The organism is Neomesorhizobium albiziae (assembly GCF_900114255.1).
Lineage (GTDB): Bacteria > Pseudomonadota > Alphaproteobacteria > Rhizobiales > Rhizobiaceae > Neomesorhizobium > Neomesorhizobium albiziae.
Window position 1 is genome coordinate 95,719 of sequence record NZ_FOSL01000014.1, and the last position, 11,099, is coordinate 106,817.

Genomic DNA, 11,099 nt, shown 5'->3' on the forward strand with positions numbered 1-11,099 from the left:
CGTTTATGCGATGCCCAGGCCCAGAGCACGCGCAGAAACCAATTCCATTCTATGGAGTTGGAGGGATGGGCTGAGAAGGCGGGCCATAGAAAATATTCTGGTTTTGGTTGTCGAGGACGATGCTCTAATCCAGTTGGAGTTAGAAGCCGCCCTGTACGATGGCGGCTTCTCGACAGACACCCAAAGCAGCGAGGAAGCGGCGATCGGCAAACTGGAAGCCACTCCCGATTTTCGAGCTCTCATTACCGACGTCAACCTCATGAACGTTGGCGATTTCATCGCAGAGCCATTGATCATCAACAATTGAGCGTGAGCGCTGCCCGCGGTGACACTGTATGCATGCGCGCCATTGCTCGCGTACGAACAAAGCTCAATGCCTACTTCGCTTCCCGCCTGCTCTGGCCGACAATCGGAGTTGGCGGGCGCTAGGGCGACTTGCCTCGAGGGGTTTTACTCAGCCCAGAGCAAGGCAGTAGCGCGCCTGGAATCGCATGTGAAATCGCACCGAACAGTGACCACACGTCGACCAGGATTTATCGCCTTGATTTCATTGCGAAAATGAGTGTTGACCAAGGAATCTCAGAAGGCGGCAATCGCGACCCTTCGAAAATCCCGGAAAGAACAGTGCATCTTCACACCTCGCCTAGCCACCCTGTGCCGCGAGCCGTGGCGTGACGCCAGCGACTTCCTCGCAGAGTTCGACATGCCTCGCCAGCGCCTGATTCGATAGGACAGCACTGATGGTGGAGATGTCACGGCCCTGATATCTCGGCATCTGCTGAATTTCCTTTAACCTTTCCAGAAGTGCGAGTCGGGTCATTGTGCTCCTCCTTTGCTGATCGGACACGGTCGCTTGGAGCATCGGGGTAACGAGGGTTCCTGAGCCAAAATGACTGAGCGGTTTCAAATCCTTTGCCCGATGCGAAATGGCAAATCGTTTCCTTGCCCGTCCTGGGTCGACCAGAGACCGGACACAATCACGGCGATCATGCCGCCTTTTTTGTCGTTTCAAATGGAATCTCGATATCAACAGCCAGGGTCGAGACCTGCGCGCCGCGTTCCATCTTGACGCTGACTTTGTCGCCATCGACCTGGATGTGCTTGGCGATAACCGCAAGGATTTCGTCACGCAGCTTGTTGACCAGATCGGAGTCGCCGAAGGAGGCTCGTTCATGAGCAAGAAGTACCTGCAGGCGTTCGCGGGCGGAGGGAGCTGATGGAGACCGGAAAAAGGAGCGGAAAAGGTTCATGCCGCTTTCCTCCCGAAGATTTTGCCGAAGAAGCCCCGCTTTTCGCCTGGAACCGTGACCGGCAGCGTTTCACCTTTGAGACGGCGCGCCGCATCGAAATAGGCCATCGCTGGCACGCTTTTCCCATCCGCCAAGGTGATAGGGGATCCCAAATTGGATGCACGCAGCACGTCCATGCTTTCCGGTATGATGCCAAGCAACGGGATTGAAAGAATCTCCAGCACGTCGTCCACTTTCAGCATGTCGCCGCGCTGGGCACGGACAGGGTCGTAGCGGGTGAGAAGCAGGTGCTTCTCCATCCGCTCGCCGCTTTCGGCCTTGAGTGTCTTAGAATCGAGCAGACCAATGATGCGGTCGGAATCGCGGACCGAGGAGACCTCCGGGTTGGTCACAACGATGGCGATGTCGGCATGGCGCATGGCCAGCGTTGCGCCGCGTTCGATGCCGGCGGGGCTGTCGCAGATAACCCAGTCGAAAGCTTTCTTCAGCGCCGAGATGACCATCTCAACACCTTCCGACGTCAGGTTGTCCTTGTCGCGGGTCTGCGAAGCCGGCAGCAGATACAGCGTCTCCAGTCGCTTGTCGCGGATCAGCGCCTGGGTCAGCTTGGCTTCCCCCTGGATGACGTTGACGAGATCGTAGACCACCCTTCTTTCGGCCCCCATGATCAGGTCGAGATTGCGAAGGCCGACGTCGAAATCCACGACCACGACCTTGTCGCCGTTTTGCGCAAGGGCGGCGCCAAGTGCGGCCGAAGACGTGGTCTTGCCGACACCGCCCTTGCCAGATGTGACCACGATAACTTTGCCCATTGACCCTCTCCTGTTGTGTTGCAAGCGCCTTCGGCTCAGCCGATTATTCCAGTTTTGATCGCTTCGCCTTCTAGCCAGACCTGGACGGACCGCCCGCGTAGCTCCTCCATGTCCTCAGCCGTCTTGTAGAAGCCATCGATGGCGATCAGCTCAGCTTCGAGCTTGCGGCAGAAGATGCGCGCAGACGCGTTGCCAGTCGTGCCTGCCATCGCCCGTCCCCGCAGCGTGCCATAGATGTGAATCGATCCGCCTGCGACGATCTCGGCACCCGATGCCACCGATCCGACGACGGTCACATCGCCTTCAGGAAACACGAGCGACTGGCCCGAGCGCACCGGCTGGGTAAGGACGATTGAGGGTGTGATCCTGCCTGTCGGCGGCCCGGAAAGCGCAATGTTTTCGCTGGCGCCGACCTTCTTTGCCTGCTCCGAGATCGGGGCTTCTACGTCTGGCGCCTCTCGCCCGTCGGTCATCCCGGGCGGCAGGTCCAGGCCCAGCAATGAAGGTTTTGCACCTTCGATGCCCATAATCCGTACGTTGCGTGTTCCCAATCGATCGACGAGGTCACGAAGCTGCGTACGGTCAATATCGAGGCCCTCGACATCGAGCACAACGGGGCGGCGAAGGAAAAATCCTGCTGAACGTGCGGCGAGGTCGTCGAGCCGCACCAGCCAATCCTCGAAGGGCAACTCCGGGGTCAGTGCGAGCGTCAGGAAGGAGCGCCCCTTGAGGCGTATCGGCCGGGGTTGAGTTAACACGTCAGTCATCTTGGTAAATTTTCGGTTGCTTCGGTGTATCGGGGAAATGGTTAATGAAAGGTTAATTTCCGGACCCAGCGAGTGGTAAAGTCTCTTAAGGCCCGGCTGTTTTAGTGTGCGCAATGCGACATTCCTGCGGCGCGCGTTGCAAGGGCGCGGCCTCACGCGTGCGAACGGCGTGTGCAACTTCAACCTGCCGATGATCCGCCAGGCCGTGGCAGAGATCGGTGCACCGATCGCGAGCGTTCAGGTCGACTACCATCCGTTCCTGTTGCAGATGCAAGCTGTGAGGCGAACGACATCTTTCGAGAAGCGATGCCGCATTTGCGCGCGCCCGGATTGCGCCCACCGCTCCTTCCCGCCGCTTACGCACAGGATTTCCGTCGTCCGGTACCGCCGCGATGCCGTGCCTTATCAAATCACCTGACCGCCCCCGGCCACGACGAACCACGACCAAGTCCGGGACCCACGCATGCCCGTTCGGCCATCATACGCTGACGCGACGGAACAGCATCGCGATCGCTAATAGATGCTAGTAGTGGTTTGAATTTCACTTCGCGGATCATCTGACTCAAAATCCCGCACATTCTGGGAGGAGAGACTATGAGATCCAAACTAGCCACATGCTTTGTAGCCAGCATCGCCTTCTGTGGCATCGCCGCCGCCGACGAAGTTGCGCAATCAAAATCCGAAGTTGTCGCCAAGCTTCCTTTTTCGGTCGGCAACATTGCCTTTACGCCGGACAACCAGCTCATCTTCAGCCATCACCCCTTCTACTCGCCGGATGTCCGGGTCGGGAAGCTCACGTCGGAAACGACATTCGAGCCGTTCCCGAATGCCGAATGGAACACCCCGCGCGAGGGCACCGACCACTATCTCGACAATGTGCTTGGCTTGCGTTCGGACGAGGATGGCGTGGTGTGGATCATCGACATGGGGTTCCGGACCGGTATCACCCCGAAGCTGGTGGGATGGAATACACGCACGGACAGCCTCGAGCGCATTTACTACATGCCGAAGCCTGCCACGCGGGACGGCTCGCAGCCGCAGGACATCGTCATCGACCGCAAGCACGGCAAGTTCTACATCGCTGACGAGGACATCGGCCCGGGCGGGGACGGTTCGCAAGCCGCGATCATCGTCATCGACATGAAGACCGGGATCGCGCGCCGCGTCCTCGAGGGCGACGCCTCGACGGTTCCGGAGGACGTTGCGATCACCGTGGACGGCAAGGATCTGACCGTTCCAGGCAGCGATGGCAAGCCCGCCATCATCAAGGTCGGATGTGACGGGATCACCATGGACGTCAATTCCGAGTGGGTCTACTACGCGCCGCTGAGCGGTCGTTCCGTCTATCGCATCAGAGCGGCGGACCTTGCCGACGACTCGATTGCCGCAGGCGATCTGACCAAGAAAGTCGAGCGGTATGCCGACAAGCCCAACAATGGCGGTCTGTCCATCGACTATCAGGGCAATCTCTACCTCACGGCGGTGGAGACCAAGGAAGTCGGCGTCATAACGACCGACAAGAAGTACCATGTCATCGCGACCGACCCCGAGATGGTATGGCCCGACGGCATCACGTCGTCGCCCGACGGTTATATGTACGTCTCGGCCTCGCAGGTGTCGGCCGCCGCGATGTTTCATGACGGCGTCGCACAGAACAAGACGCCGTACCTGATCTACCGCTTCAAGCCGCTGGCGCCCGGATATATCTCCCGCTAGCCCGCACCTCCCTGGGTCGTTCGCGATCCAGGGTACTTTCCAATTCGAACAGCTTCCGCCCGTGCGGTGCGCCGGGGACGTTGCCGCCGAAATCGCGACTTGCATGGAGACAGGAATGAACCGCCGGGCCGCAATCAAAAGTACACTCGTCGCAGCTTCTGGTCTTGCCGCAGCTGCAACCCTGCCGAGGCCTTCGATCGCGCAGGCGGCGCCCAAGATAAGCTGGCGCATGACGTCGTCCTTTCCAAAGGCGCTGGACACCATCTTCGGCGCCGCCACCACGATGGCCAACTACGTCCGCGAGGCGACCGACGGCAATTTCGAGATCCAGCTGTTCGCATCCAGCGAGCTCGTGCCCGGCCTGCAGGCAGCGGACGCAGTTACTGCCGGCACCGTCGAAGCCTGCCACACCGCCTGCTACTATTACTGGGGCAAGGATCCGACCTGGGCGCTGGCTACGGCCGTCCCCTTCATGTTCAACGCCCGACAAATGAACGCCTGGATGTATCATGGCGGCGGAAACGACCTGCTCGCCGAATTCTTCGCCACGCAGAACTGCTATGGGCTCGCCTGCGGCAATACGGGAGCCCAGATGGGCGGCTGGTTCCGCAAGGAGATCAATACCGTCGCCGACTTGCAGGGCGTCAAGATGCGCATTGGCGGTTTTACTGGCAAGATCGTCGAGAAGCTGGGCGTCATCCCGCAGCAGATTGCCGCCGGCGAAATATACCAGGCACTGGAGAAAGGTGCCATCGACGCAGCCGAATGGGTCGGCCCCTATGACGACGACAAGCTCGGCTTCGCCAAGGTCGCGCCGTACTACTACTATCCCGGTTTCTGGGACGGCGGTCCGACGCTGCATTCCCTTGTCAATCTGGCAAAGTGGAACGATCTGCCGAAAAGCTATCAGTCGATCCTCCGGGCTGCATGCGAAGCTGCAAACGGCAACATGCTGGCCAACTATGATCAGAAGAATCCGACGGCGTTGCGTCGACTTGTGGCGGGCGGCGCGCAGCTCCGGCCGTTCAGCCAAGAAATCCTGTCAGCCTGCTTCGAGGCGGCTAACGCAACCTATGCCGAGATCAACGCATCGAATGCGGGCTTCAAGAAGATCTTCGACAGCCAGACGGTGTTCCGCAACGACGCCTATCTGTGGGCGCAGGTCAGCGAATACACGTTCGACACGTTCATGATGACGCAGCAGCGCCGCGGAAAGCTTTAACATTGACGTGCAGCCCGGCATCCATCAATCGCCGCGGCCGCCTTTGACGGCAGCCACGGTCATGCTTCGACCGGCTGGACGGCGCTGCTGTTGCGTTGCATCGCCCCGCGCAGGAATTCGACCAGCGTGTGGACCACCTGAGCAGACACCCGCTCCTCACCGAGCATGGTGATCTCGGTGTAGGGCAGGATTGGCAGGCATTCCGGGGCGGAAAGCGACACCAGGCCGGACCGCGCGAACGAACGCCCGAGGACGGTAATCCCCAGACCGCATTCGACGGCAGCCTGGACGCCCATGATGCTTTCAGCCGTGCAGGTGATGCGGAAGGCACGGCCGCTCTTGTTGAGCGTGTCCATCGCGACAGCGCGGTAGACGCATGGCGGCGGCAGGAGCACCAAAGGCAGGGCGTCGCCGGCTTCAAAACTGAAATTTTCGCCGGCGATCCAACACAGTGGCTCGCGCCAGATGACCCGACCCCGCTGCGCCTCGCCGTCCTTCTTGGCGAAGACAAGATCGATCTCGCCGGCATCGAATGCGCGGTTCAATCCGCAGCTCATTCCGGTCTGCACATCGACCTCGAGGCCCGGATGTCTGCGACGAAACTCTTCCAACAGGGCAACCAGGTGATGGGGGATGAAGTCATCCGCTATGCCGAGGCGAACTCTGGTCTGTGCGTCACGCGGCGCGAACGTCCTGACCGTCGCGTCATTGAAGATCAACATCTGCCGCGCATGGTCCAGCATGAGTTCCCCTTCCCGCGTCAGCGACAAAGCCCTGCTGTCTCGCAAGAACAGCTGCCGCTGCACCAGATCCTCGAGCCGCTTCACTCTCTGGCTGACCGCCGATTGCGTGCGACCGACGATATCGCCCGCGAGCGTGAAGCTGCCGGTATCCGCCACGGCGACGAAGCAGCGCAACAGATCTATTTCGAGGTTCATCGCTCCCATTTTTCCCTCCCTGTTTCGACCTGGCCGGTTCCGGCTCGCTCACGATCTGGCGCACACTTCCCGGGCGTAGTCCCCGCCAGAAACCTTGGCTGTTCGAGTAGGAACCGAGCGAGGCTGCCATCCAGCCGCTCAAGCCGCACAAGTGGCTTTGCGGTTGTGCGGCTTCCCGTAGAGGTCGATGTTCGCATCGCCCCAACCTTTCAGGGCCAGAAGGATAGGTTCCATGCTCCGGCCGAGCGGCGACAGGCTATATTCCACCCGTGGTGGAACCTGGGCGTAGACCTTGCGTGTGATCAATCCGTCTTCTTCCAGTTCGCGCAACTGGTTTGTCAGCATACGGGGGGTGACGTTGGCGATATGACGACGGATTTCATTGAAGCGCAGTGTGCCGGACAGCAAGTGAAACAGAACGATCGACTTCCATTTCCCGTCGATCAGACCGATCGCCGCTTCGACCGCGCAGCCGGGCGCACAATCGAAACGGGAGTGGCGGACTTTGGCCATCACAGTATCCTTTTCGACACTATAGGCGGTTATTGTGCGTATTGATTGGCCCGTAGTATACACTCACGTTATGCTCTGGACAACAGGAGCAGAACGATGAAAGCCATCGGATACAGGAACGCCGGCAGCATCGACCGCCCGGACTCACTCGAGTTTATCGACCTGCCACGCCCCGTTGCTTCCGGCCGCGACGTGCTGGTCGAGGTGGAGGCCATCTCCGTCAATCCAGTCGACACCAAGCTGCGGCAGGGCATGTCGCCCGTTGCTGGAGAATACAAGGTGGTAGGTTGGGACGTCGCCGGCCGCGTCGTGGAAGCGGGAGAGCAGGTCACGTCGTTGAAGGCCGGTGACGATGTTTATTATGCGGGTTCGATCGCTCGGCCCGGTGCCAACAGCCAGTTCCACCTGGTTGATGAACGGATCGTTGGCCACAAGCCGAAGACGCTGTCGCACGCCGAGGCGGCGGCGCCGCCGTTGACCACGATCACCGCCTGGGAAATGCTGTTTGACCGGCTTGACATCCGACGGCCCGTGCCGGGTGCCGCGATCGTGATCGTCGGCGGAGCGGGTGGCGTCGGCTCGATCGCCATACAGCTCGCCCGAGTGTTGTCGGACGTGGTCGTAATCGCAACCGCGTCGCGCCAGGAGACGAAAGACTGGGTGGCCGAACTCGGCGCCCACCACGTCATCGACCACAGCAAGCCGATCGCCGAACAGGTTGCCGCCTTCGGGTTCGGCGCGCCGGCCTTCGTATTTTCCACGACCGAGACGGACCGCCATCTCGATCAGATCGCGGAGCTCATTGCTCCCCAGGGTCGATTCGGGCTAATCGATGATCCCAAGGCGCTTAGCATCCAGCCGTTCAAGCGCAAATCGGTCTCAATTCACTGGGAGCTGATGTTCACCCGTTCGATGTTCCAAACACCGGACATGGATCAGCAGGCTAAGCTGCTCAACGAGGTTGCGAAGCTCGTCGACGACGGTACGGTCCGAACCACCCTGAAAAAAGTCCTGCGCCCTATCGATCCGGCCAATCTGAAGCAAGCCCACGCCTTGATCGAAAGCGGGCGCTCCAAAGGTAAGAATCGTGCTGGAAGGCTTTTGACAGAATGAAAGTTCAGGCCCGCACGACCGCGCGAAGCGAACGTGGGTTACGTGGTGTGGAGATGTCCACACGTGCCGGGAATTCGGGGCAGATAGCGGCGGAATTCGAGCATAGTCTCAGCCGCGCCATTTCAGGTAGGCAAGGCGCCGTCAAGGACCGCCAATCGGCCCCGCAGTCCCGCAGACTAAATCGCAGACCAATTTCTTTGTCCAGTCTGCGGTGCCCGCTAAGTTCCTGAAATTATGGCGCTCCGACGGGATGAAACTGGGCACCGCTATGTTATTGTAGCGCCTATATAATTTTTACGGCGCACTCCGGCGGTCACTCGCCGTCTGTAATCCGCAGCAAATGTGTCGCGCGCGTCCCTATGACGGCGCGTATGGCTTTGAGGATATCGTGGGCGATGCCCGCTTCCTCGAACTCCGCCAGAAGTTTGTCGGCTTCACCCGTTATGTGCCCTGCGAGATCAGCCATATCCTTCATCAACAGGCGCTTCGCGCCCTTGGTTTCCGGAACGAGGGCCAGCCACTGCTTCAAGTGAATCGTGTCGGGAACAGATCGTCCGCCGATGGCCATAGCGAGTTTCTTCGACAGCCGCGAATAGGCTGCCGTGCTGACCACATCATAAAGCGGCGCGAGGTCCGGGACCGTATCGCGATACAGCAAGGAGTAGTTTTTGCCGTGGGCGTCGGCATTGCCAACGAGGTAGTGGAAGATGATCATGCGGATAAAGCTTAGCCGGTTCGCAGCCGGGCGGGCGGTGGCGCGGTCAATTAAGTCGAGCGAGCTTTGGGTTCCGGGGCCGCCTTCTTCTTCGTATTTGAGTTCGGGCGGCACGCTCAGGGCCTGACAGAAGTCTTCCTGATGCAGACGGGTGATGGAGCCATCTTTGTGCAGTACACGGTCGTAGCGCTTGACCAGCAGGAACGAGACCGCGCCGGCACGGCGCATATCAACCACGGGCACCGGCAGCTTCAGGCGCGCGGCAAGGCGCAAGCAGAATAGTTCGTTCTCGACGGTGCCATCGAGCGCCTGAATGAAGGGCTTGAGGATATGGGTGGTCGGGCGGCCGCCCTTGGCGAGCCCGATATCTTCTCCATCGACGCAGACGGCGAGTTTGTCCTGCGCTCCGGCGAGGGAAAGGCGAACGCCCTCCTCGCCCCCGAGCAGGGGACGTTCGCGCAGCTTGCCGAGTATTTCTTCGAGCCGCGCCGTGCTCAGAACTTCGACCCCGTCGTCATCCGAAGCAGGCGGACCTTCTCCTGTCGGATAAAGCGAGAGGGCTCCAGCGCACTCCCCGCCGATCACTTCAAGCAGGCCGAAGGCATTGCCCGCTGAGATGCCAAGCGCGCCCGCCAGACGCTGCCGGGCGCCTTCATCCGGAAGAAGACCTGAAAAAAAAGGTCTGACAATGCGGTCCGTATGAGCAGCTTCCTGCAGCGGCATGGAAAAAGAGATCGCGCGCGGCTCCCGTCCCGAAAGGTAGTCGCGGTCATAGGAATAGCTGAGAGCGCCGCCATCATCCTGACCGAGTGCACCCGCTTTCGCTTCGCCAAACCAGACGTCAAGAAGCTGCGTCACGGCGCACTCTCCCGCCGGCTGCCTATGGAAACGGTGAGCCCCAAAGAAGCCGCTACCTGCAACGCGCGGCCGACCTGACAGCTTTCCTTTCCAGCTTCGAGTTCGCGCACAAAGCGCACCCCGACCCCGGTCAGCCCGGCGAGCTGCTCCTGAGTAAGTTTTTGCGCCTTGCGCTCCTTGCGGATGAGCAGGCCAAGGCTTTCTGTGTCTGTTATCGTTGGCATAAATCGTCCCTATCGGGATGATTGTAGCAGTTCACAGGAGGCAAAACCACAAAAAGAACCGATCGGGACGATTATAGGGCAAGTGTCAGCCAACGGATAAAAAACATCCCGTACGGGACTATTGGCCCGGTGGCGTGCCCTGCCCACCCACGGGAGGAACGTACGCTTTTCGGTTCTGCTTTGGTGGTGCGTTCTGAAGCCTCTTTCGCGCAAGGGATCGTTACCTGCAAGGACCGAGACGCCAAGCGGCTCGGGGCGCGCGCCGAAGCGAGAGCACAAGCGGACGGTAGAGCCCGGCCCGCCAGCGTGCGAAAACTAGCAATAGTCATCCGACGCGAGCGTCCCGAGTCAGTCGGCCAGCTGCCACCGCCTAAAATTGGCTACGAGTGCCAGTTCATCAACAAATCTCGCGCCACAACGAAAAGCGCAGCCGTTCGTGCGGTCTTTCCGATTTCGCCGAACCGTTCGGCCGCCCTTGGCCCATTCCCCAGCTTCGGCCGCGCAGCTACGCGCGAGATGCAGCGATTCTGGATTTACAAGTTTCGTGTATTTCGCCCCATTTCCGCCGGCGGTGCTTGCGAGAATCCAAGCTTAGTCAACCTATGGAACGTGCCAGTGCCTACCCGTCGAACCATCCTTTCCGGCTTCGTCGCTGCGCCGATTGTGATGCCGAGGCTTGGACATACCGCAGGCGTTCCGGAAGAGCTGCGACTTACGCCAGATTGCGTGGATGATGACGATCTTACGCCGGCGCAGACCGAAGGGCCGTATTTCACTCCGAAGAGCCCCGAGAAGCGAGATTTTGCAAGTGACGCACCGGCCGGCGAACGCATAACCATTGCTGGTTACGTGTTGACCCGGAATTGCGAACCGGTGGAACAGGCTCTCGTGGAACTGTGGCATGCCGATCAAACCGGGACCTACGACAACACCGGCTTCAAACTCCGCGGACATCAATTCACCGATGCTGA

Annotated in this window: 13 protein-coding genes and 1 pseudogene; 6 read left to right on the forward strand and 8 right to left on the reverse strand. The window is 60.0% G+C overall.

The features are described 5' to 3' along the window. The first annotated feature begins 103 nt into the window (after positions 1-103). Positions 104-307 (forward strand): response regulator, encoded by a 204-nt coding sequence (locus tag F3H98_RS20335; protein ID WP_149762168.1) that lies wholly within the window; start codon positions 104-106, stop codon positions 305-307. A gap of 336 nt (positions 308-643) precedes the next feature. Here the strand turns inward: F3H98_RS20335 and F3H98_RS31175 are convergent, their stop codons facing one another. The 4 genes from F3H98_RS31175 to minC all read right to left on the reverse strand — a co-directional run bounded on the left by F3H98_RS31175 (position 644) and on the right by minC (position 2,829). Continuing rightward, complete coding sequence (locus tag F3H98_RS31175) at positions 644-820, reverse strand: hypothetical protein (protein WP_188130491.1); 177 nt, start codon at positions 818-820, stop codon at positions 644-646. 166 nt (positions 821-986) lie between these two features. Beyond that, positions 987-1,250: a cell division topological specificity factor MinE gene (minE, locus tag F3H98_RS20340; protein ID WP_149762169.1), complete on the reverse strand. Its 264-nt coding sequence runs from the start codon at positions 1,248-1,250 to the stop codon at positions 987-989. After that, entirely contained in the window at positions 1,247-2,062 is an 816-nt protein-coding gene (gene minD, locus F3H98_RS20345) for a septum site-determining protein MinD (protein WP_149762170.1), read from the reverse strand. Before minD ends, minE begins: the two co-directional genes overlap by 4 nt. A gap of 35 nt (positions 2,063-2,097) precedes the next feature. Continuing rightward, positions 2,098-2,829: a septum site-determining protein MinC gene (gene minC / locus F3H98_RS20350; protein WP_149762208.1), complete on the reverse strand. Its 732-nt coding sequence runs from the start codon at positions 2,827-2,829 to the stop codon at positions 2,098-2,100. Between the two features lie 106 nt (positions 2,830-2,935). Here minC and F3H98_RS20355 point away from each other — a divergent pair, with 106 nt between their 5' ends. The 3 genes from F3H98_RS20355 to F3H98_RS20365 all read left to right on the forward strand — a co-directional run bounded on the left by F3H98_RS20355 (position 2,936) and on the right by F3H98_RS20365 (position 5,767). Next, the gene (locus F3H98_RS20355) at positions 2,936-3,247 is read left to right on the forward strand and encodes a short-chain fatty acyl-CoA regulator family protein (protein WP_149762171.1); all 312 of its coding nucleotides are present in this window, start codon (positions 2,936-2,938) and stop codon (positions 3,245-3,247) included. Between the two features lie 176 nt (positions 3,248-3,423). Then, positions 3,424-4,545 carry an L-dopachrome tautomerase-related protein gene (locus F3H98_RS20360; protein WP_149762172.1) on the forward strand — a complete coding sequence of 374 codons (1,122 nt, stop codon included), beginning with the start codon at positions 3,424-3,426 and terminating at the stop codon, positions 4,543-4,545. A gap of 115 nt (positions 4,546-4,660) precedes the next feature. Next, positions 4,661-5,767, forward strand: coding sequence for a TRAP transporter substrate-binding protein (locus tag F3H98_RS20365; RefSeq protein WP_149762173.1), 1,107 nt, complete (start codon positions 4,661-4,663; stop codon positions 5,765-5,767). Positions 5,768-5,826: 59 nt separating this feature from the next. On the opposite strand, the gene F3H98_RS20370 is transcribed toward F3H98_RS20365, so the two are convergent. Together F3H98_RS20370 and F3H98_RS20375 are read right to left on the reverse strand one after the other, a co-directional pair. Next, positions 5,827-6,684 (reverse strand): LysR family transcriptional regulator, encoded by an 858-nt coding sequence (locus F3H98_RS20370; RefSeq protein WP_244621806.1) that lies wholly within the window; start codon positions 6,682-6,684, stop codon positions 5,827-5,829. Between the two features lie 159 nt (positions 6,685-6,843). Continuing rightward, on the reverse strand, positions 6,844-7,218 hold the full coding sequence (locus F3H98_RS20375; protein WP_149762175.1) for a winged helix-turn-helix transcriptional regulator: 375 nt from the start codon (positions 7,216-7,218) through the stop codon (positions 6,844-6,846). Between the two features lie 96 nt (positions 7,219-7,314). Here F3H98_RS20375 and F3H98_RS20380 point away from each other — a divergent pair. After that, a pseudogene (locus F3H98_RS20380) lies at positions 7,315-8,323 on the forward strand (zinc-binding alcohol dehydrogenase family protein). Positions 8,324-8,644: 321 nt separating this feature from the next. Here the strand turns inward: F3H98_RS20380 and F3H98_RS20385 are convergent. Next, positions 8,645-9,904: a type II toxin-antitoxin system HipA family toxin gene (locus F3H98_RS20385; RefSeq protein WP_149762176.1), complete on the reverse strand. Its 1,260-nt coding sequence runs from the start codon at positions 9,902-9,904 to the stop codon at positions 8,645-8,647. Continuing rightward, entirely contained in the window at positions 9,901-10,128 is a 228-nt protein-coding gene (locus F3H98_RS20390) for a helix-turn-helix domain-containing protein (protein ID WP_149762177.1), read from the reverse strand. Before F3H98_RS20390 ends, F3H98_RS20385 begins: the two co-directional genes overlap by 4 nt. Positions 10,129-10,434: 306 nt before the next feature. On the opposite strand from F3H98_RS20390, the gene F3H98_RS31835 reads away from it, so the two are divergent. After that, positions 10,435-11,099 (forward strand): dioxygenase family protein (locus tag F3H98_RS31835; RefSeq protein ID WP_483237994.1); only part of this gene is annotated, 665 nt, incomplete at its 3' end.

Excerpts from the sequence above, each read along its gene's own strand:
- F3H98_RS31175 (WP_188130491.1), bottom strand. The coding sequence starts at position 820 with ATGACCCGACTCGCACTTCTGGAAAGGTTAAAGGAAATTCAGCAGATG.
- minE (WP_149762169.1), bottom strand. The coding sequence starts at position 1,250 with ATGAACCTTTTCCGCTCCTTTTTCCGGTCTCCATCAGCTCCCTCCGCC.
- minD (WP_149762170.1), bottom strand. The coding sequence starts at position 2,062 with ATGGGCAAAGTTATCGTGGTCACATCTGGCAAGGGCGGTGTCGGCAAG.
- minC (WP_149762208.1), bottom strand. The coding sequence starts at position 2,829 with ATGACTGACGTGTTAACTCAACCCCGGCCGATACGCCTCAAGGGGCGC.
- F3H98_RS20360 (WP_149762172.1), top strand. The coding sequence starts at position 3,424 with ATGAGATCCAAACTAGCCACATGCTTTGTAGCCAGCATCGCCTTCTGT.
- F3H98_RS20365 (WP_149762173.1), top strand. The coding sequence starts at position 4,661 with ATGAACCGCCGGGCCGCAATCAAAAGTACACTCGTCGCAGCTTCTGGT.
- F3H98_RS20375 (WP_149762175.1), bottom strand. The coding sequence starts at position 7,218 with ATGGCCAAAGTCCGCCACTCCCGTTTCGATTGTGCGCCCGGCTGCGCG.
- F3H98_RS20390 (WP_149762177.1), bottom strand. The coding sequence starts at position 10,128 with ATGCCAACGATAACAGACACAGAAAGCCTTGGCCTGCTCATCCGCAAG.